The 19003-nt window shown below is 69.3% G+C and carries 18 protein-coding genes; 9 read left to right on the top strand and 9 right to left on the bottom strand.

The window, feature by feature from the left end; all coding sequences use genetic code 11:
- Positions 1 to 93: 93 nt before the first annotated feature.
- Entirely contained in the window at positions 94 to 1293 is a 1200-nt protein-coding gene (locus tag ACRYRV_RS11830; RefSeq protein WP_444985033.1) for a TRAP transporter substrate-binding protein, read from the bottom strand.
- Between the two features lie 344 nt (positions 1294 to 1637).
- On the opposite strand from ACRYRV_RS11830, the gene dauA reads away from it, so the two are divergent.
- Positions 1638 to 3395 carry a C4-dicarboxylic acid transporter DauA gene (gene dauA / locus ACRYRV_RS11825; RefSeq protein WP_444985034.1) on the top strand — a complete coding sequence of 586 codons (1758 nt, stop codon included), beginning with the start codon at positions 1638 to 1640 and terminating at the stop codon, positions 3393 to 3395.
- A gap of 30 nt (positions 3396 to 3425) precedes the next feature.
- Here the strand turns inward: dauA and ACRYRV_RS11820 are convergent, their stop codons facing one another.
- Entirely contained in the window at positions 3426 to 3905 is a 480-nt protein-coding gene (locus tag ACRYRV_RS11820) for a cupin domain-containing protein (protein ID WP_444985035.1), read from the bottom strand.
- A gap of 41 nt (positions 3906 to 3946) precedes the next feature.
- On the bottom strand, positions 3947 to 4741 hold the full coding sequence (locus ACRYRV_RS11815) for a methyltransferase domain-containing protein (protein WP_444985036.1): 795 nt from the start codon (positions 4739 to 4741) through the stop codon (positions 3947 to 3949).
- Positions 4742 to 5078: 337 nt separating this feature from the next.
- Here ACRYRV_RS11815 and ACRYRV_RS11810 point away from each other — a divergent pair, with 337 nt between their 5' ends.
- Genes ACRYRV_RS11810 through ACRYRV_RS11795 form a run of 4 tightly spaced genes read left to right on the top strand, consistent with a single transcriptional unit; the run spans position 5079 to position 7631 of the window.
- Complete coding sequence (locus ACRYRV_RS11810; RefSeq protein WP_444985038.1) at positions 5079 to 5642, top strand: sigma-70 family RNA polymerase sigma factor; 564 nt, start codon at positions 5079 to 5081, stop codon at positions 5640 to 5642.
- Positions 5639 to 5908, top strand: coding sequence for an anti-sigma factor family protein (locus tag ACRYRV_RS11805; protein WP_299314279.1), 270 nt, complete (start codon positions 5639 to 5641; stop codon positions 5906 to 5908). The genes ACRYRV_RS11810 and ACRYRV_RS11805 overlap by 4 nt, the downstream gene beginning before the upstream one ends.
- A gap of 12 nt (positions 5909 to 5920) precedes the next feature.
- Positions 5921 to 7153, top strand: a complete 1233-nt coding sequence (locus ACRYRV_RS11800) for a MerC family mercury resistance protein (protein WP_444985039.1) — start codon at positions 5921 to 5923, stop codon at positions 7151 to 7153.
- Positions 7146 to 7631 carry a TlpA disulfide reductase family protein gene (locus ACRYRV_RS11795; RefSeq protein ID WP_444985041.1) on the top strand — a complete coding sequence of 162 codons (486 nt, stop codon included), beginning with the start codon at positions 7146 to 7148 and terminating at the stop codon, positions 7629 to 7631. Before ACRYRV_RS11800 ends, ACRYRV_RS11795 begins: the two co-directional genes overlap by 8 nt.
- Positions 7632 to 7706: 75 nt before the next feature.
- Here ACRYRV_RS11795 and ACRYRV_RS11790 read toward each other — a convergent pair whose 3' ends face one another.
- The 4 genes from ACRYRV_RS11790 to ACRYRV_RS11775 all read right to left on the bottom strand — a co-directional run bounded on the left by ACRYRV_RS11790 (position 7707) and on the right by ACRYRV_RS11775 (position 11941).
- Positions 7707 to 9896, bottom strand: a complete 2190-nt coding sequence (locus ACRYRV_RS11790) for an ATP-binding protein (protein ID WP_444985042.1) — start codon at positions 9894 to 9896, stop codon at positions 7707 to 7709.
- A gap of 23 nt (positions 9897 to 9919) precedes the next feature.
- Positions 9920 to 10429: a molybdopterin-dependent oxidoreductase gene (locus ACRYRV_RS11785; protein WP_253444868.1), complete on the bottom strand. Its 510-nt coding sequence runs from the start codon at positions 10427 to 10429 to the stop codon at positions 9920 to 9922.
- Positions 10430 to 10488: 59 nt separating this feature from the next.
- A complete protein-coding gene (locus ACRYRV_RS11780; RefSeq protein WP_253444870.1) occupies positions 10489 to 11007 on the bottom strand; it encodes a hypothetical protein in 519 nt (172 codons plus the stop codon).
- Between the two features lie 106 nt (positions 11008 to 11113).
- Complete coding sequence (locus ACRYRV_RS11775) at positions 11114 to 11941, bottom strand: DUF2189 domain-containing protein (RefSeq protein ID WP_253444873.1); 828 nt, start codon at positions 11939 to 11941, stop codon at positions 11114 to 11116.
- A 293-nt stretch (positions 11942 to 12234) separates the two neighbouring features.
- On the opposite strand from ACRYRV_RS11775, the gene ACRYRV_RS11770 reads away from it, so the two are divergent.
- The 4 genes from ACRYRV_RS11770 (at position 12235) to soxZ (ending at position 15847) form a co-directional block, all read left to right on the top strand.
- The gene (locus tag ACRYRV_RS11770) at positions 12235 to 12567 is read left to right on the top strand and encodes a c-type cytochrome (RefSeq protein WP_309635356.1); all 333 of its coding nucleotides are present in this window, start codon (positions 12235 to 12237) and stop codon (positions 12565 to 12567) included.
- A gap of 10 nt (positions 12568 to 12577) precedes the next feature.
- Complete coding sequence (locus ACRYRV_RS11765; protein ID WP_253444878.1) at positions 12578 to 13894, top strand: FCSD flavin-binding domain-containing protein; 1317 nt, start codon at positions 12578 to 12580, stop codon at positions 13892 to 13894.
- A gap of 76 nt (positions 13895 to 13970) precedes the next feature.
- The gene (locus ACRYRV_RS11760; RefSeq protein ID WP_253444881.1) at positions 13971 to 15005 is read left to right on the top strand and encodes a YeeE/YedE family protein; all 1035 of its coding nucleotides are present in this window, start codon (positions 13971 to 13973) and stop codon (positions 15003 to 15005) included.
- Positions 15006 to 15028: 23 nt separating this feature from the next.
- Entirely contained in the window at positions 15029 to 15847 is an 819-nt protein-coding gene (soxZ, locus tag ACRYRV_RS11755; RefSeq protein WP_444985043.1) for a thiosulfate oxidation carrier complex protein SoxZ, read from the top strand.
- A gap of 93 nt (positions 15848 to 15940) precedes the next feature.
- Here the strand turns inward: soxZ and ACRYRV_RS11750 are convergent, their stop codons facing one another.
- Positions 15941 to 16369: a universal stress protein gene (locus tag ACRYRV_RS11750; protein WP_253444887.1), complete on the bottom strand. Its 429-nt coding sequence runs from the start codon at positions 16367 to 16369 to the stop codon at positions 15941 to 15943.
- A gap of 14 nt (positions 16370 to 16383) precedes the next feature.
- Positions 16384 to 18978 carry a TRAP transporter permease gene (locus tag ACRYRV_RS11745; RefSeq protein ID WP_444985044.1) on the bottom strand — a complete coding sequence of 865 codons (2595 nt, stop codon included), beginning with the start codon at positions 18976 to 18978 and terminating at the stop codon, positions 16384 to 16386.
- Positions 18979 to 19003: the final 25 nt, after the last annotated feature.

Genomic DNA, 19003 nt, shown 5'->3' with positions numbered 1-19003 from the left:
CTCTCACCAGCCGCTGGCCGCCCCTCCGGGGCGGCCAGCGGGACTCGGACCCGGCGCGCTCCTGCGCCGGGGCGGTAATCGCGGCGGGCGCCGCTACAGGAGGGTGGAGGTGTCGGTTGGGGACTTGCCGTAGAAGTGCACGTAGGCGGGCTCCTTGGGCGTGGTGTGCTCCAGATGGAAGCCCACCACCCGCTCGCAGTAGTCGCGCTGGTGGTCCACCACCTTCTTGAAGAACTCGTTGCTGGATTCGCGCTCGATGACCGCGTCCCAGGCAGAGAGCTGGGCCTCGAGCACCGAATCGGGGGTGATGTAGGTCCGTACCCCCTGCTCCTCGCGCATGGCATTGAGATCCCGGGGGTAGCGCTCCATGGCCTTCCAGTACATCTCCGACGAGGCCGCCTTGGCGGCATACTGCAGGATCGCCTGGAACTCCTCGGGGAGCTCGTCGTGCCTGCGCTTGTTGAACATCACCTCGAACGCCTCGCAGTCCTGATGATAGCTGCGCAGCATCCAGGTCTTGCTGACATCCGGGAAGCCGAGCAGGCGATCCGAGGAGGGGTTGTTGAACTCGGCCCCGTCGAGCAGGCCGCGGTCCATGGCCGGCACGATGTCACCGCCGCCCATGATGGTCACCGCCGCGCCGAACTCGTTCATCAGGTCGGCGGCCAGCCCCACGGTGCGGTACTTGAGGCCGCGCAGGTCGTCGGCGCTGGCGATCGGCTCCTTGAACCAGCCCAGCGCCTGGGTCGGCATGGGGCCGGTCTGGTAGCCCACCAGAGGCAGCTCCAGCATCTCCAGCAGCTCGGCGTAGAGCTCCTTGCCGCCGCCGGTCCAGTACCAGGCCAGGAACTGGTGGGCATCCCAGCCGAAGGGCGGCGGCGTACCGAACAGCGAGAAGGCCTTGTGCTTGCCGTACCAGTAGGCGGTCACCCCGTGGCCGCCGTCCAGGGCGCCTGAGATCACCGCGTCCTGCAGCTGCAGGGCGCCCACCACGGCCCCGGCCGGCAGCAGGTTGAGACGCAGCCGACCGCCGGACATCTCGTTGACGATGCGCACATAGTCGGCGGCAAACTCGTGAAAGATATCCTGGTTGGGCCAGGTGCTCTGGAAACGCAGGGTGGTGGTCTGGGCCACGGCGATGCTCGGGAAGCCCACCGCGGCGGCGGCGCCTGCACCAACCGCCGCCGCCGACCCGGTGAGGAAGCGACGACGGGAAGTGGAAACGGATGCCTGGGCCTCGTGGGAGGCCGGGGTCGCGCCAGTCTCGCTGGCGGCTGTCTTGTCGTGAGCCATCGGAATCTCCGGCTGTACTTGTCGTTATTGTTGTCCCCGCCTGGCCGGCGGGGAACCGCTCCTGTCCGAGGCTTCCTGCGATGGTGTCGCCCTCCTGGGCATCCTCCCTGTCACCGTTCGGTCACTATAGATATAGCCCGAGAGCATGAAACGGCCCCCATCCTGTTCCACGCACTATCACCGGGTTTCAACGCAAGGCGGGTCGCACCGGCGAGAAGGGGCTGCATGCCGGCCCTGCCCCGCCATGTCGATACCATGGGCATGCGACTGAAGGCACCTTGCGGCGGCGCAGCAGGGAGGCGTAATGTGAAGGGCCAAGCTCTTTAGCAAGCGAAGGAATTGCCATGTCCCGTTCTTCACCCAGGAGCGGCTATCGCTTCCCCGTGCCCGGCAGTGCCCTTATGGCGGCCTGGCGAGCGGGCTACGGCCTGGCCGAGCTGCGCCGCGACCTGATGGCCGGCCTGACCATCGGCATCGTGGCCGTGCCGCTCTCCATGGCGCTGGCCATCGCCACCGGGGTGCCGCCCCAGCACGGGCTCTACACCGCCATCGTGGCCGGCGCCATCATCGCCCTGACCGGCGGCTCCCGCTTCAACATCTCCGGCCCCACCGCGGCCTTTGTGGTGATCCTCTTCCCCATCGTCGCCAGCCACGGCGTCGGCGGGCTGCTGATCGCCACCCTGATGGCGGGGCTGATCCTTACGGCCCTGGGGCTGGCCCGGCTGGGCAGCCTGATCCAGTTCGTGCCCTACCCGGTGGTGCTGGGCTTCACCGCCGGCATCGCCGTGGTGATCGCCCTGCTGCAGCTTCCCGACTTCCTGGGGCTGGCCGGGGTCGCGCTCGGCGACAGCACCCCGCACAACCTGGCCGCCATCGTTCGCGCCCTGCCGACCCTGGCCCCGGCCGAGCTCGGCATCGGCCTGGTGACGCTGGCCACCCTGATCCTCTGGCCGCGGCTCAAGGTGCCGGTGCCGGCGCCCTTGGTGGGGCTGGTCGTCGGCACCCTGGCGGCGCTGGCGGTGAGCGCCGCCGGGGTCGAGATCGCCACCATCGCCTCGCGCTTCAGCTGGGAGTTCCAGGGCCAGAGCGGCAGCGGCATCCCGCCCTTCGCGCCGAGTCTGGTGGTGCCCTGGCGGCTGCCGGGGCCCGACGGCACGCCGCTCGCGGTGGACTTCGCGCTGATCCGTGAGCTGCTCGCCCCCGCCCTGGCCATCGCCATGCTGGCCGCCATCGAGTCGCTGCTCTGTGCGGTGGTGGCCGATGGCCTGACCCGCACCCGCCACGACCCCAACGCCGAGCTGATCGGCCAGGGACTCGGCAACGTGGTGGTGCCCTTCTTCGGCGGCATCACCGCCACCGCGGCCCTGGCGCGCACCGCCACCAACATCCGCAGCGGCGCGGTCTCGCCGGTGGCCGCGGTGGTCCACGCCCTGGTGGTGCTGCTGGCGGTGGTGCTGCTGGCCGGGGTGCTGGGCCATGTCCCCATGGCGGCGCTGGCCGCCCTGCTCTTCATCATCGCCTGGAACATGAGCGAGGCGCGCCACTTCACCCACACCCTGAAGAGCGCCCCGGCAAGCGATGTGGCGGTGCTGGTGATCTGCTTCGCGCTTACCGTGATCTTCGACATGGTGCTGGCGGTGGCCGTGGGCATGGCCCTGGCCGCGGCGCTGTTCATCCGCCGCATGGCCAGCCTCACCGAGGCGCGGCGGCTGCGCGCCGGCGAGCCTGAGGCGCCGCCGACGCTACCCCGGAGCGTGGCCCTCTACGCTATCCGCGGCCCGCTCTTCTTCGGCGCCGCCGAGAAGGCGGTGTCGTCGCTGCGGGTAGTGGATCCGGAGGTGAAGGTGATGGTGCTCGACATGCGCGACGTGCCGAGCCTGGACGCCACCGCCATCGTCGCCCTGCAGTCGCTGGTGGAGGAGCTGCGCACCGAGCGGGTCGGCGTCATCTTCGTCGGCCTGCCGGCGCGGATGGTGATCAAGCTCAAGCGGGCCGGCGTCCGCCGCGAGGCGGGCCGGCTCGCCATGGTCGCCGGCCAGGCCCATGCCGCCCGCCTGGCCGAACGCTGGCTGGCGAGCGGGCGCCCGGCCCCGCCTCGGTGAGGCGGGGCCAGACGGAGGAGCCCGAGGGACTCACTGCCGGGGGTCATCGGCAGGGTCGAGGTACTCGATTCCCCAGGGGCCTGTGCCGTGGAGCTGGATGATGGTCTCCCCCTCGGCATAGCCGAACATGGCGTCCCCCGGCGACATGATCGCATAGCCGCCCACCGGCAGCCGCGTGGTCGCCTCGGGGTCAAAGGTCTCGCCATGGGCGAAGTGCAGGGTGCCGGAGAGCACGGTGACGCGCTCATAGGCCGGGTGGACATGGGGCCGAATCTCGTAGCCATCCGCCATCCGCAGCCGGAAGGTAAAGGGAGCCTCCTCGCCGAGGTTGCCCTCGATGATGGCGATCTCGGCCCCCTCCCCCATGGAGGCCACCGGCCCCCACTCCAGGTCGTCCGGCGTGCCGAGCAGGTGGCCGTCACCGTGGTAGGGGGAGGCCAGGAGGGCCCCCGCCGGCAACGTCAGGGCCAGCAGGAGCGAGGCGGTGGTCAGGGTGGTGTGCAGGTTCATGGTCGTCTCCCTCTTGTTGTCGTGGTGATCTCGCCCATCGCTCAGACCTTGACGGCCAGCAGCGAGATGCTCTTGACGCCCCACTTCTCGCAGGCGCCCCGGGCCGACTCGGTCAGGAAGCGGTACTCGGGGTGCTCCCGGAAGGTACGGATAGCCAGGCCGGCGGCCTCGATGGCCGCCCGGTAGTCATCCTCCTGGCTGGCGCCGCCGATGCAGGCCGCCCAGAGGGTGGCGTTGCAGCTCACGCTCTCCGGCAGCGGCGACTCGGTGACGATATCGGCCAGCGCCAGGCGCCCGCCGGGCCTCAGCACCCGGGCCGCCTCGGCGAAGACCTGCGGCTTGTCCGCCGAGAGGTTGATCACCCCATTGCTGATCACCACGTCGACGCTGGCGTCCGGGAAGGGCGGCGCCTCGATGTAGCCCGCGTGGAACTCCACGTGCTCGACGTCGGCCTCCCGGGCCAGGCGGCTGGCCTTGTCGCGCTGGGCATCGGTCATGTCGAGCCCCAGCACCCGGCCGGTGGGGCCCGTCGCCAGGGCAGCGAGCAGGCTGTCCGTGCCGGAGCCGCTGCCCAGGTCGAGGATCGCCTCGCCGGGCCGGATGGCCGCCAGGTCAAGGAAGTGGCCGACCCCGGCGAAGGAGTCGATGGCCGCGGCGGGAATGCGGTCGAGCGCCGCCGGGTCATAGCCCAGCCGCTCGGCCAGGGCACGACCCATCTCGAAGTGGAAGTCCGCCTCCGGTGTCTCGGCGACCTCCCGGTACATCGACTTGACCCGCGCCTCCAGGTCGTCGCGATCCACCCCGGAGGGAGTGGAAGCGGTTGCCGTGCTGGTCATGATGGTTCTCCTCTGTGGCTGTGCGGCGACGACGCCGGTAGAGGCCGGCGCCTCGTGTCCGCGAGGACGCATCGCCGCCGGCTTTTGTTCCCGCCGGCCTGGCGAACCCGGCCGGGAACCCTTCCACCCACCGCTGCGTCCCTGCGGACAAGACGACTTGCCGGTTGCCCCCCACCCGCCATACTCGAGGTAGTGGCCCATGACCCTGGCCAGCCCGCCCACCCCATCCCCGACACGGCCACCCCGGCCGCCTCGTCGCGACGATTCGGGGGTCGCCATGCGACAGCGCAGCAGCAACGGGCAGCGGCAATGGTTCGAAGCCCGCCTGGAGCCACTCATGGACCGGCTCTACGGCACGGCCCTGCGGCTGACCCGCCATCCCGATGACGCCGAGGACATCGTCGCCGAGGCGGTGGGCCAGGCGTGGCGACGCCTCGACACCCTGCGCGACCCTCAGCGCTTCGAGGCCTGGCTCTTCCATATCCTCACCAACGCCTTCATCAGCGAGTGGCGGCGACGCCGTCGCCACCCCCAGGAGAGCACCGAGGGGCCGGAGGCCGAGGCGCTGGCGGCGGAGCAGTTCACCCTCTTCCAGCAGCTGCATCAGCCCTTCCTGCTGTGGTGGGGCAGCCTCGAGGAGCAGTTCTTCAACAGCGTCCTGCAGGAGGAGCTGCAGGCGGCCCTGGACGCCCTGCCCGACGCCTTCCGCCTGGTCATTGTGCTGGTGGAGGTCCAGGGCTATAGGTATGAGGAGGTATCCCGCCTGCTGGGGATTCCGCTGGGCACCGTGAGGTCGCGCCTGAGCCGTGCCCGCGGCCTGCTGCAGAAGGCGCTCTGGCGGCAGGCAAGAGACGCCGGTATCGCCCCCGGCCGCCAGGGAGAGGGAGGGCCATCATCATGAGCACCAGGGAATTGGGCTGCGAGGAGGTCATCGAGCGGCTCTTCGACTATCTCGACCGGGAACTCGGCGCCCGGCAGGCCGAGGAGATCGAGCGACACCTGGCCAGGTGCCGCGACTGCTTCTCACGAGCCGAATTCGAACGACGACTACGGGCCATGGTAGAAGCATCCGGCACGGTGAAGGCCCCGCCGCGGCTGCACCGGCGAATCCGCCACCTGCTCGACCAGTTCGACAGCGACGAGACGGATGCCATCCCTGACCCGTGAGGAGAGACCCTCATGGTGGCAATTCTCGGCTACTCGCGACCCCAGATCCTGGCCGCGGTCCAGCAGATGTACGAGGCCGTGGCCGCGACCCCCGACGCCCCCTTCCACTTCCCCGTCGGCGCCGAAGCCTGCCGACGGCTGGGCTATCCGGCCGCCCAGATCGATGCCCTGCCCGAGGAAACGCTGGCCCGCTTCGCCGGCGTCGGCTACCCCTTTCGCGCCGGCGCCGTGCGGCCAGGCGACCGGGTGCTCGACATCGGTGCCGGCGCCGGCAACGACGCCCTGATCGCCAGACGTCTGGCCGGGTCCGGCGGCCGGGTGATCGCCCTGGACCTCACCGCCGGCATGACCCGCCGGCTGGCCGGGGCGGCGGGCCGGGCCGGCATCGACGACCTCGACATCCTGCAGGCCTCTGCGGAGCAGCTCCCGCTGCCCGATGCCAGCGTCGACAGCATCACCAGCAACGGCGCCCTCAACCTGGTGCCAGACAAGCGCCGCGCCGTGGCGGAGATGTTCCGGGTGCTCAGGCCTCGCGGCCGCCTGCAGCTCGCCGACGTGGTGATCCATCGGCCGGTGTCGGTGGACTGCCACGAGGACCCGCGGCTGTGGGTGGAGTGCGTGGTGGGCGCCACGGTCAAGGAGGAGCTGCTGGCGCTGTTCGAGGAGGCGGGCTTCGAGGAGGTCCAGGTCCTGGGAGAGCACGACTACTTCGCCCTGAGCGAAAGCCCCCAGACCCGGGAGGTGGCGGAGAGCTTCGGCGCCCACGCCATCGAGGTAGGCATGCGGCGCGGCGAGACCACGCCCTCCCGGGCCCGGCGCTGGCGACACCGCCTCGACCCCCGCCGTGCCTGGCGCCGGGTGCAGCGGCGCGGGCTCGCGGGCCTCGCCGCCCTCGGCCTGGCCCTGTTGAGCTGCTATGGCACCCTGGCGCTCGCCGCCCTGCTGCCTCTGCTGGGCATCGGCCTGGCCCTGGACGAGGGCCTCTGGGCGGGCGCCATCGCCCTGTTCGTGCTGCTCACCCTGGCGGCGCTGGCAGCCGGCATCCGGCGCCACCGCGGGCTCTTCCCGATGCTGCTCGGCGTCGCGGGCGGCGGCCTGGTGCTCCACGCCCTCTTCGTCGACTATCGCGCCCTGGTGGAGCTGGCCGGCTTCCTGCTGCTGGGCGCCGCCGTGGCCTGGGACCTGCGACGACGGCGACGCCGGGAGGCGCAGGTGCTGGGGCTGGAGGCGCGCCACCATGGCTGAGACCCTGCCCCCGCTGCAGGTCAGTCGCTGGCTCAACGTCGACACGTCGCTGCACCTCGGCATGTTGCGCGGCCGGGTGGTACTGATCCACGCCTTCCAGATGCTCTGTCCGGGCTGCGTGCTGCATGGCCTGCCCCAGACGCAGCGCATCGCCAGGGAGCTGGCCGACACGCCGCTCAGCGTGATAGGGCTGCACACGGTGTTCGAGCATCACGCCATCATGGGACCCGAGGCGCTGGCGGTCTTTCTCGCCGAGCATCGCTACGCCTTCCCGGTCGGCATCGATGCGCCGGGCCCCCCGGGCGACCCCCTCCCGCGCACCCTGCGCGCCTGGGGACTGGAAGGCACCCCCACCACCCTGCTGATCGACGCCCGAGGACGGCTGCGCCACCGCCACTTCGGCGTCGAGGAGGACCTGATGCTGGGCGTACGCCTGGGCTATCTGCTGCAGGAGGCGGAAGCCGGCAGGTCACCGTGAACGCAAGCGGGGCGCAGGTTGAAGGAGGCCGGCACCAGCCCCTCGGCGGCCTTGTCGATGCACTCGGGCTCGGCATTACTCCCTTCCGCGCCAGGCCGATGCCCGCCAGCCTTCCAACGCTGCCAGAGTGGCGGCCAGGCAGGGGCCGAGCTCGCCGAGCAGCCTCCGGGCAGCCTCCCTGTCCTGCTCCTGGGCCAGACGCTCGAGGCGCGCGGCCAGTCCCGCCATCTTGACCGCTCCCAGGCTCGAGGACTCCCCCTTGAGCTGGTGGGCCGCATGACGGGCCTTCTCGGCATCGCCCCCCTCACCCATCGCCCCCTTGAGTACCGCCACACGGGCCTCGGCCTGCTGTGCATAGAGGGCGACCAGCGACTCGAGGCCTTCCTGGCCGAGGGACTCACGCAGCCCCTGCAGAGTCAGCGGGTCAATCAGGATATCTCGCTCGATGAGCCCGGGCGTACTCACCCTGTGGACCTCGCTCTCCTGCTCGCCCAGGTGGCGCAGCAGTACCTCGAGCAGCCGCTCCTGGCGCAGCGGCTTGGTGAGATAGCCATTCATGCCGGCGGCCAGGCAGCGGGCCTGCTCGCCTCCGGGGCCTCCCGCCGTCATCGCCACGATGGGAACGCCGGCCGTCCAGCCCGGGCGAGCGCGCAGGCGGCGCGTTACCTCCAGGCCATCCATGTCGGGCATCTGCACATCCATGAAGACCAGGTCGAAGCGCTCCACCGCCGCCATCTGCAGCGCACTGCCTCCGGAGCCGGCAATGGTGACCGAGCACCCGAGACGCTCCAGCATGGCTCGCGCCACCTGCTGGTTGACGGGGTTGTCCTCGACCACCAGCAGGCGCGTACTCGCGAGGTCGACCCGCCGGGGAGAGCGAGCGACGGCGAAGGGCATGGGCTCCGGTTCCGCGACGGGCTCCAGGGGCAGCAGGAACCAGAAGCGGCTGCCCAGGCCAGGCTCGCTGGCCACTTCGATGGTGCCGCCCATGGCGCCTACCAGCCGGCGACAGATCGCAAGCCCGAGCCCCGTCCCGCCGAAGCGTCGCGCGGTGGAAGCGTCGCCCTGCCGGAAGGGCTCGAAGATCCTCGACAGCTGCTCCGGCGCAATGCCGGGGCCGGTATCCACCACCTCGAAGCGGATCAGCCCGGGGCGCTCCTGACGCACCTCGAGGCGAATCTCCCCCTTGGCGGTGAATTTTACCGCGTTGGAAACCAGGTTGAGCAGCACCTGGCGCAGGCGTCCCGAGTCGGCCAGCACCCGGGGTGGCAACCCCGCGTCCAGCCGGGTATGCAGCGCCACCCCACGGGCTTCGGCCCTCGGGGCCAGCAGGGCCACGACCCCATCCACCACCTCGCCGAGCGCCAGGGGCCGCTGCTCGAGCTCCAACCGGCCGGCTTCGATCTTGGAGAAGTCCAGCAGGTCGTTGATCAGCTCCAGCAGCAGGCCGGCGCTGTCGTGGATGGTCGCCGCATACTGCCGCGCCGCGCCGTCGAGCCGCTGCTCCATGAGCAGGTCGCTCATGCCGATCACGCCGTTGAGCGGGGTGCGAATCTCGTGGCTGACGGTAGCCAGGAACTCCGACTTGGCCTGGCTGGCCGACTCCGCCTGGCGAGCGGTGGCCTCCAGCTCGCGACTCAGCGTCTCCAGTTCACGGCGCGCTGCGGCATTGTCGCGGGCCTCGCGAAAGAGGATCAGCGACACCAGGGTGGCCGAGAGGCTCATGGCCAGGATCAGCACCAGCAGCAGGACGTAGAGACGCTGGAGCTGGCTGCGCTCACGGGTCGTCGTCTCGGCCAGATGGCCATTGATGGCGATCACCAGTCGCTCGGTGCGATTGGCCAGGGTCTCGAGCTGCCCGTCCAGGGCATGGCGCTGCGGCGGCGCCAGCGACTCCAGGGCCCTGATCTCGTCGTCCAGGGCCTCGATGCGTCCGTCGATCTCGCCCAGCAGCCGCTGGGCGGCAGGAATGGCGCCGAGCAGGTCGGTGATATCGCCGCCGCCACGCAGCAGGTTGAGCCGGCTGTAGAAAAGCTCGAAACGCAGCGACAGGCCAGCCTGATCGGCATCCGGCTGGGCCAGGTAGTTGCGCAGCTGGACCACGTCACGATCGAGCTTGTAGGCGTGCCAGGAAGCGTCCCCCCCGACGCTCTGAGCCAGACTGTCCTGCCGCCAGGAGACCAGCCCCACTACCACCAGCGCTGCCGCCAGCAGCAGCAGCGCGCTGAGGGCGCCAAGCTTGACACGCAGGGGTAGGCGCAGCATCGCGGGCCTCGACAGGGCGCCCCTCAGGGGGCGTGAATATGCACGACATGCCAGACCGAACGGAAGCGCACGGTCTCGTTGAGCAGTTCGGGGTGGTCATCGAAGGGGTAGAGCACGAAAAGCGGGCCGAATTCGCGGATCTGCATCGGGGAGCCGTTGCGGCGCATGGCCAGGATCACGTCATACTCCTCGAGCTCGGCCAGCGGAATCTCCGCTTCATAGTCGTTGAGGGCCCGCACCCAGACCTGTTCACTGCGCACCCCCGCTGCCGCCAGCACCTCGCGCAGCAAGGGCCCCTCATAGCGCCCGTCATCAGCGTGCCAGGGGGTACGGGTGCGCACCTCGGTGGGGGCAATGGCCTCAAGCATCTCCCGGTCGAACCGGGCCTCATCCCCCACGTTGGGCCTGGCGATATCCCCGCTGATGGTCAGCAGAACCTCGCCGGTCGGGGTCGGCAGCTCATCCGAGGCGGCCGGCGACAGCCAGAGGAGTGAAAGAAGGGCAATCAGCAGTGGCAGGATGCGTCGACTCATGGGCAATCCCGTAGCGAGGTTCGAGATGGCACCAAGACTACCCGAAACGGGGGCAAAGGTCAGTTAGCCATCTGGTCAACCGCTCCCTCGGGGGCATGCCTCTCCGGGGGCGGATGACGGGAGGTTTCCAGCCCCTCCAGCAGCCGCTGCAGAAACCCGGCACGCTCCTCCAGCACGGCATTGCGGTGCAGCTGCCGGGACAGTGGGATCAGCGCCGGGTCACCCAGCTGCGCCATGACCAGCTGATCATGGTAGGCCTCCACCAGTGCCAGATCGGCATCCCGGGTCGACTGCCATGCCGCCGTGGAGGCCTCCAGCGCCAGTCGCGCCTCACGCCCCAGCACCTTGTCGAGCCGCGCATCGAGGCGCTCGACCTCCAGCGCCCACTGCGACTCGGTCTCCCGGGCACAGGCCAGTGAAGGTTCCGGCTCCCACTGGGCATCCGCCATGCAGGCCTCGAGGGCCAGGGCGATGGCCTGGGCACCACCGGAAGGCGACAGCTGGAGCGTCTGGGCATGGAGCCCTGCCAGGGGCAGCAGCAGAAACGGCAGACAGGCAATCGGGCGCAGAATCGACATGGCATGACCTTGCGAGCAGACGCCGACAGGAGCCGGACATAGAGAAGGGGGCGCGAACGCCCCCAGCATAGCGGCCATGCCCCGACAGTGCGAGGCGGTGCCTGGGTCAGCCGTGAAGCTCACCCTTCTCGTCCAGCGACTCGATCCGCACCAGGTCTTCATAGGCGTGCCAGCTGGCGTGCCCCAGCACCGGCAGGATCAGCATCAGGCCGATATAGAAGGTCATCATGCCCACCAGCACACAGCCGGTGAGGATCGCGGCCCACAGCAGCATAGGCCGGAAGTTTCTGGCCACGGAGCGCACGCTGGCCTCGATCCCCTCCATGAAGGTGAGGTCCTGGTCCATCAGGGTAGGAATGGCCACCGCGCTGATGGCGAAGGCGCCAAAGGCCAGGATGCCGCCCAGCACGGTGCCCACCGCGATCATGCCAAGGCCCTCGGGGGTGGTCAGCAGGGCCGAGTAGAGGGTCGCCGGGCTCGGCACCTCGAAGCCAAAGAAGAGCGCGAACAGCAGGGTCGCCAGGCGAATCCAGGCGAGGAAGAAGATCATCATCATCACCCCCATCATCGCCAGCTGGCCGGCATGGGGACGCCAGGCGCCAAAGGCATCGCCCAGATGGGGCGCTCGTCCCGCCTCCAGGGCACGACTCACCCCGTAGGAGCCCACCGCCACCAGGGGACCGACAAACATGAAGCCGGCCACCATGGGCAGCAGCCAGTGCCAGAGCCCGAGGGTGATGGCACCGGCGGTGATGGCGATGCTCAGGCCGACCCAGAACATGCCATAGGCGAGGCTCACCGCCGTGGCCTGGCGGAAATCCTCGATACCGGCTGCCAGCCAGGCCCTGGGCCGATCCATCCCCACCGGGTTGATGGTGATCTTTACCCTGGTCGCTGCAGCCTCGCGATGCGCTCTTGTTGTTGCTGCGTTCATGGAGTCACCCCTGTGTTACCTGGAGATGCCCACCTCGGTGGGCCCGGACACCGGCACCGGCCTGCGACCTAATGCCGCCTTAATCGCTTAACACAGGTTTAATGTAGTTGACCCGGATCAATCCTGCCGCCTTGACAGTGGCCGACGCTCCAGGCGGCGATGCCACTATCTATATAAGTCAATCGCGAAAGGTTCTTTGTCAGCCTCGTTCCGGCTGCCCTAGCATGGAGGCCTGACAACAATCCGAACCCGTGCAAGCGGCCCTGCCCAGGGCCCGCGTGAGGAACCTGACGATGACCCTGCCACGACCCGCGGCGGCTTCCCTGCTGGGGGGCCTGCTGCTTGGTGGCCTGGCGCTTACCGCCCAGGCCGAGGACACCTTCTCCCCCGACCAGCTGGCGGTGATGGCAGGCGGCTGTGCCAGCTGCCACGGCACCGACGGCCGCCTCGCCGGCGCCGTCCCCGCCATTGCCGGCCGCCCCCGGGCGGTGCTGGAGTCGCGCCTGCTCGCCTTCAAGGGCGATACGGTCGAGGACACCACGGTCATGAATCGCATCGCGCGAGGCTTCAGCGACGAGGAGCTCTCGGCGCTGGCCGACCACTTCGCCAATATCGACGCGCCGTGAGGGAGAGACCATGAGCCACAACATCCATCGCCGCGGCGTCTCCCGGCGCCGTTTCCTGCAGGGCATCGGCGCCGCCTCGGCCCTGCCCCTGCTGGGCGGTATTGCCCCCTTCGCCATCGCCAATGGCTCCGCCGGCCGCGTGGTGGTGATCGGCGGCGGCTTCGGCGGCGCCACCGCCGCCAAGTACCTCAAGCGGGCCAACCCGGCCATCGAGGTGACCCTGGTGGAGCCCGCCGAGGTCTTCTACACCTGCCCCTTCAGCAATCTCTTCCTGGGCGGCCTGCGCGACCTGCGCTCCATCGCCCACGGCTATGACGAGCTGCGCGATCGCTACGGCGTACGGGTGGTGCACTCCCTGGCAGAGGACGTCGACCCCGACGGACACCGGGTGCGCCTCGCCAACGGCGAGACCCTGGTCTACGATCGCCTGGTGCTCTCACCGGGCATCGACTTCCGCTGGAACGCCCTGGAGGGCTACGACGAGGCCGCCGCCGAGCTCGCTCCCCACGCCTGGAAGGCCGGCGCCCAGACCGAACGGCTCAAGGGCCAGCTCGAGGCCATGGAGGATGGCGGCACCTTCGTGATGGTGGCCCCGGAGAACCCCTTCCGCTGCCCGCCGGGGCCCTACGAGCGCGCCAGCATGGTGGCCCACTACTTCAGCCAGCATAAGCCCAACTCGAAGGTGCTGATCCTCGACGCCAAGGACAACTTCTCCAAGCAGGGGCTCTTCACCGCCGGCTGGGAGCGCCTCTACGGCGACCGCATCGAGTGGGTCGGCCTCTCCGGCGACGGCCGGGTCACCCGGGTCGATGCCGAGAACCTCGAGGTGGAGACCGAGTTCGGCACCCGCCATCGGGCCGACGTGCTCAACGTCATTCCGCCCCAGAAGGCGGGCTTCATCGCCGAGCGCGCCGGCGTCACCGACGACTCCGGCTGGGTACCGGTCAAGGCCGAGACCTTCGAGTCGCGGCAGGTGCGCGACATCCATGTGATCGGCGACGCCACGGTGGCCGCGCCGATGCCCAAGTCGGGCTTCTGCGCCAACAACCAGGCCAAGGTGGTGGCCGCCGCCATCGCCGCGGAGCTCTCGGGCCGCAGCGCGCCGGAGCCCTACTGGACCAACACCTGCTACAGCCTGATCGGCCCCGAGTACGGCATCTCGGTGGCCGGGGTCTATCGGGTCCAGGAGGGGGTGATCGCCGAGGTAGAAGGATCCGGCGGGCTGAGTCCGGCCGATGCCCCGGACCATGTCCGGGCCCTCGAGGCCGAATACGCCGTGGGCTGGTACAACGCCATCTGCCAGGACACCTGGGGCACCAGCGTCTGACACGAAGCGGCAGTGGTTGGATGCGCGGGGCCACCTTCGGGTGGCCCGGTGTCGTTGAAGGAGCGAGGAGTTTTCCATGAGCCATACCGAGCTGGTGGCCTGGTCGGGCCTGGTGATCGGCCTGGCATTCGGTGCCACCGCCCAGGCGAGCGGCTTCTGCCTGCTGCGCGGCCTCAACCACAGCTGGACGACCGGGGATAGCCGCAAGCTGCGCGCCTTCGCCCTGGCCATGGCCGTGGCGCTGCTGGGCAGCCAGGCGCTGGCAGCGCTTGGCGTGCTCTCCCTGGGCGGCGCCCTCTACCTGCCGCCCAGCGCCTCCTGGCTGGCGGTGCCCCTGGGCGGTGCGCTGTTCGGCTACGGCATGGTGCTGGCCAACGGCTGCGGCGCCCGCTCGCTGGTGCTGCTCGGCAGCGGCAACCTGAGGAGCTTCGTGGTGCTGGTCTGCCTGGGCCTTTCGGCCGCCATGACCCTCTCCGGCCTGCTCGCTCCGCTGCGGGTCTGGCTCGAGGGTGCCACCACCCTCGCCCTCCCCGCCCGGGATCTGCCCGGGCTGCTCGGCGTTCCCGCCTGGCTGCCGGCCCTGGTGCTCGGCGGCGCACTCATCGCCTGGGCGCTTGCCAGCCGCGACTTTCGCGCTTCGCCGCGAGACTGGCTCGGCGGGCTGGTCATCGGCGCCCTGGTACCGGCCGGCTGGCTTGCCACCGGCGTGCTGGGCTTCGATGACTTCGAGCCCGTGCGCCTGGCCACCCTCACCTTCATCGCCCCCATCGCCGACGCCCTGCAGTACGCCATGCTCGCTACCGGCACCCGGCTCGGCTTCGGCGTCAGCGTGGTGGCCGGGGTGCTGGCCGGCGCCCTGGTGATGGCGCTCGTCCGTCGCGACTTTGCCTGGCAGGGGTTCTCCGGACCCGGCCATATGGGCCGCAGCATGGCGGGCGGTGCCCTGATGGGCATCGGCGGCGTGCTGGCCCTGGGCTGCTCCATCGGCCAGGGGCTCTCGGGCTTCTCGACCCTGGCGCTGCCCACCTTCGCCGCCCTGGCTGGCATCGCCGCCGGCGCCTGGCTGGGGATCAAGGGGCCTCTCACGCTGTCCAACTCCACGTCTACCTGATCCACCCTCGAGGAAGCTCCTTCATGCCTCATCCCCTCCTGCTTCGCGCTCTCTCCCGGCGCCGCCTGCTGATCGGTGCCGGCCTGATGGCACTCTCGCCCCTGGGCCTCTCCTCGGCCGCCCTGGCCGATGGTCCCTGGCAGCGCCTCGATGCCGCCGGTGACCTGCTCCGCGGCACCACGCCGGCCACCGAGGGCCTGGCCCTGGAGCTGCCCCATGTCTCCGAGGATGGATCCGCGGTTCCGCTCAGCGTGCGCTTCGACGCCTCGCTGGCGGAGGGTGACCACCTCGCCGAGATCCACCTCTTTGCCACGGGCAACCCCTACCCGGAGATCGCCAGCTTCCACCTGAGCCCGGAGGCCGGGCTGCCGGAGATCTCCACCCGGGTGCGCCTCAACGAGAGCCAGCAGGTGATCGCCATCGCACGCAGCCACCGGGGGGAGACCTTCGCCACCGCCCGGGACGTGCGCATCACCGTCAGCGGCTGCCTGATGCGCGGTGACGACCAGGGTCCCGAGCCCCTGGCCAACCCGCGGGTCAGCCTGCCGGAGCAGGCCGCCGCCGGCGAACCCGTGGAGGTACGCACCCTGATCAGCCACCCCATGGAGACTGGCCTGCGCGAGGGCGCCGGCGGAGAGACGCTGCCGCGTCATATCATCGAACGCTTCACCGTGACTCTCAACGGCGAGGCCGCCTTCACTGCCGACCTGCACCAGTCGGTCTCGGCCAACCCCTACCTGCGCTTTCACCTCTCCCCCACCGAGGATGCCGAGGTGGTATTCGAGTGGCAGGACGACAGCGGCGAGAGCGCCCGCCACGAGGCGAGCATCAGCGTCAGCTGATTTCCGACGACTCCCCCAACGCAAGTGCCCCGGCCAGACGGCCGGGGCACTTGCATGGCGTGCGGGCACCGATGGCGCCCGCCAGGTGAGTGCCTAACGCACGATCATCACCGACATCTTGGAGTGATGCACCACGTGCTCGGCGTTGGGGCCGAGCACATAGTCGGCGAACTTGCGCTTGTTGTGGGAGGCCATCACGATCAGGTCGACCTCGAGCTTCTTGGCCGCCTTGATGATCGCCTCCCAGGGAGAGCCATCGACGATCACCGTCTGGGTCTGGATGTCCTCGGGCACGTGCTCCTGGATGAACTGATGCTGCGCTTCGGTGATGGCCTCATGGGCCTTCTTGGCGAAGTCACGCGGAAAATAGGAGCCCACCAGGGGCATCCGATAGTCCGGCAGCACGGTCAGCACATGCAGCGAGGCCCCGAAGGTCCGGCACAGGGTCACCGCCGTGGGCAACGCCTTCTTCCAGGAGAGCTCCTCGTTGAGGTCCACCGGCAGCAGGATCTTGTTGTACATGGTTTTTACCTCCCTCAGGCAGTAGCAGCGGTAGCACCGGGGTCACGCCGGCGGCGCTGCAGCAGCACGACAAGGCCGAACACCAGGAAGCCCGGTATCCACATCCACTCCTTGGCCCAGCGGTCGGTGGGCGCCAGCACCTCGAGGATCTCCTGATCGAAGTCGAAGCCGAGATCCTGCGCCAGGCCGCCGAACTGCACGAAGTCTACCAGGGTCTGGTCGCCGTCCACCCAGAGCTCCATGCCGAGGCGCTCCATGCGCTCCTCCGGCGTATCTCCCCGCGGTACCGGCACCAGGATATAGGTGGTCATGGGGTCGCCGAAGGCGTCCTCGCCGGCGATCTGCACCCGCAGGTTGCTGCCATCCTCCACCTCGCCCAGGGCCTGGGCGAACTGGCTGGGAGGCACCGCCTCGTAGGGATCATGGATCTTGTCCATCCAGAAGCCGGGGCGGAACAGGGTGAAGGCCACCAGCAGCAGCAGCAGCGACTCGTACCAGCGGTTGCGCACGATCATGAAGCCCTGGGTGCCCGCGGCGAAGATCAGCATGGCGATGGTCGCGATGATGAATATCACGATGCCCTGCAGCCACCCCACGTCGATCAGCAGCAGGTCGGTGTTGAAGATGAAGAGGAAGGGCAGCGCCGCGGTGCGCAGGCTGTAGTAGAAGGCCTGGAAACCGGTGCGCAGCGGGTCGCCCCCGGAGACCGCCGCCGCCGCAAAGGAGGCCAGGCCCACCGGCGGCGTCACGTCGGCCATGATGCCGAAGTAGAAGACGAAGAGGTGCACCGCGATCAGCGGCACGATCAGGCCGTTCTGCTGGCCCAGCATCACGATCACCGGGGCCATCAGCGCCGAGACCACGATGTAGTTGGCGGTGGTGGGCAGGCCCATGCCGAGGATCAGGCTGAGCAGCGCGGTGAGCAGCAGGATCAGCATCAGGTTGCCCATAGAGAGGATCTCCACCACGTCGGCCAACACCAGGCCGACGCCGGTCTGGGAGACCGCCCCGACGATGATGCCCGCCGCCGCCGTGGCGATGCCGATGCCGATCATGTTGCGGGCGCCGGCCACCAGGCCGTCCCAGAGGTCCTTGAAGCCCTCCTTGATGTCTGCCACGACCTTGCTGCGGCCGCGGAAGATGGCGATCAGCGGCCGCTGGGTGATCATGATGAAGATCATGAAGACCGTGGCCCAGAAGGCGGAGAGGCCCGGCGAGAGACGCTCCACCATCAGGCACCACACCAGCACGATCACCGGCAGGATGTAGTGCAGGCCCACCATCACCGTGGGGCGGGTCTGGGGCAGCTTGACCACTCGGGAACTGGGGTCATCGAGCTCGAGCTCGGGATACTTGGCACCCACCTTGAGCAGGCCGACGTAGACCACGGTCAGGGCCACGGCCACCACCCAGGGGGTCGCATCGCCCAGCACCGGCTTGAGCCAGCCGAGCCCGTAGTAGACGGCAAAGGAGAGCGCCATCAGCAGGATCAGGCCGGTCAGGAAGCCGATCACCTTGTTGAGGAAGGGGCGCGCCGGGTTGCTGGTCGGCAGGCCGGTCATGTTGGCCTTGAGGGCCTCCAGGTGCACGATGTAGATCAGCGCGATATAGGAGATCAACGCCGGCAGGAAGGCGTGCTTGATCACCTCCACGTAGGGAATGCCGACATACTCCACCATCAGGAAGGCCGCGGCCCCCATCACCGGCGGCATGATCTGGCCATTCACCGAGGAGGAGACCTCCACGGCGCCAGCCTTCTCCGCCGAGAAGCCGACCCGCTTCATCATCGGGATGGTAAAGGTGCCGGTGGTGACGGTATTGGCAATCGACGAACCGGAGATCAGGCCGGTCATCCCGGAGGCCACCACCGCCGCCTTGGCAGGGCCGCCCTTGTAGTGGCCGAGCAGGGAGAAGGCCACCTTGATGAAGTAGTTGCCGGCCCCGGCCTTGTCGAGCAGGGCGCCGAAGAGCACGAAGAGGAACACGAAGCTGGTCGAGACCCCGAGCGCGATGCCGAACACCCCCTGGGCGGTCAGCCACTGGTGGTTAACCAGCCCGTTGAGGCTGACCCCGCGGTGGGCCAGGATCCCCGGCATGTAGGGACCGAACAGCGAATAGAGAATGAAGATCGAGGCGACGATGGCAAGCGGCGGGCCCAGCGCCCGGCGCGTGGCCTCCAGCAGCATCACGATCCCGATGACCCCGACGATCACGTCCTGGGTCAGGGGCGCGCCGGGGCGCGTCGAGAGCTGCTCGTAGAAGAGGAACATGTAGGCGCCGCAGAAGGCGGCCACCGCCGCGAAGAGCCAGTCCTGGATCGGAATGCGGTCCCGCGGCGAGCGCTTGAGCGCCGGATAGGCCATGAAGGCCAGGAAGAGGGCGAATGCCAGGTGGATGGAGCGCGCCTCGGTGGCATTGAATACCCCGAAGCGGAAGATGTAGGGAAGCGGTGAGGCGATCCACAGCTGGAACAGCGACCAGGCGGCCGCTATCCCCACCAGCAGCTTGCCGGGCGCTCCCAGCGGCTTGCGTGCTCCCGAGTCGCTGGAGGCGACCATATCCTCCAGGTCGACATCGGCAGCACGGGCATTTGTCTTCTCGTCAGTCATGTGCTGGTCCTGCCCACAGTCTAGT

The organism is Halomonas mongoliensis (assembly GCF_052496345.1).
This window is presented reverse-complemented; position numbering and strand designations above follow the sequence as displayed.

Bases quoted from the DNA above. Each gene is read 5' to 3' on its own strand.
- ACRYRV_RS11745 (WP_444985044.1), bottom strand. From the start codon at position 18,978: ATGACTGACGAGAAGACAAATGCCCGTGCTGCCGATGTCGACCTGGAG.
- ACRYRV_RS11785 (WP_253444868.1), bottom strand. From the start codon at position 10,429: ATGAGTCGACGCATCCTGCCACTGCTGATTGCCCTTCTTTCACTCCTC.
- ACRYRV_RS11830 (WP_444985033.1), bottom strand. From the start codon at position 1,293: ATGGCTCACGACAAGACAGCCGCCAGCGAGACTGGCGCGACCCCGGCC.
- ACRYRV_RS11805 (WP_299314279.1), top strand. From the start codon at position 5,639: ATGAGCACCAGGGAATTGGGCTGCGAGGAGGTCATCGAGCGGCTCTTC.
- ACRYRV_RS11815 (WP_444985036.1), bottom strand. From the start codon at position 4,741: ATGACCAGCACGGCAACCGCTTCCACTCCCTCCGGGGTGGATCGCGAC.
- ACRYRV_RS11750 (WP_253444887.1), bottom strand. From the start codon at position 16,369: ATGTACAACAAGATCCTGCTGCCGGTGGACCTCAACGAGGAGCTCTCC.
- ACRYRV_RS11795 (WP_444985041.1), top strand. From the start codon at position 7,146: ATGGCTGAGACCCTGCCCCCGCTGCAGGTCAGTCGCTGGCTCAACGTC.
- ACRYRV_RS11810 (WP_444985038.1), top strand. From the start codon at position 5,079: ATGGACCGGCTCTACGGCACGGCCCTGCGGCTGACCCGCCATCCCGAT.
- ACRYRV_RS11760 (WP_253444881.1), top strand. From the start codon at position 13,971: ATGAGCCATACCGAGCTGGTGGCCTGGTCGGGCCTGGTGATCGGCCTG.
- ACRYRV_RS11820 (WP_444985035.1), bottom strand. From the start codon at position 3,905: ATGAACCTGCACACCACCCTGACCACCGCCTCGCTCCTGCTGGCCCTG.
- ACRYRV_RS11775 (WP_253444873.1), bottom strand. From the start codon at position 11,941: ATGAACGCAGCAACAACAAGAGCGCATCGCGAGGCTGCAGCGACCAGG.
- soxZ (WP_444985043.1), top strand. From the start codon at position 15,029: ATGCCTCATCCCCTCCTGCTTCGCGCTCTCTCCCGGCGCCGCCTGCTG.
- dauA (WP_444985034.1), top strand. From the start codon at position 1,638: ATGTCCCGTTCTTCACCCAGGAGCGGCTATCGCTTCCCCGTGCCCGGC.
- ACRYRV_RS11800 (WP_444985039.1), top strand. From the start codon at position 5,921: ATGGTGGCAATTCTCGGCTACTCGCGACCCCAGATCCTGGCCGCGGTC.
- ACRYRV_RS11790 (WP_444985042.1), bottom strand. From the start codon at position 9,896: ATGCTGCGCCTACCCCTGCGTGTCAAGCTTGGCGCCCTCAGCGCGCTG.
- ACRYRV_RS11770 (WP_309635356.1), top strand. From the start codon at position 12,235: ATGACCCTGCCACGACCCGCGGCGGCTTCCCTGCTGGGGGGCCTGCTG.
- ACRYRV_RS11765 (WP_253444878.1), top strand. From the start codon at position 12,578: ATGAGCCACAACATCCATCGCCGCGGCGTCTCCCGGCGCCGTTTCCTG.
- ACRYRV_RS11780 (WP_253444870.1), bottom strand. From the start codon at position 11,007: ATGTCGATTCTGCGCCCGATTGCCTGTCTGCCGTTTCTGCTGCTGCCC.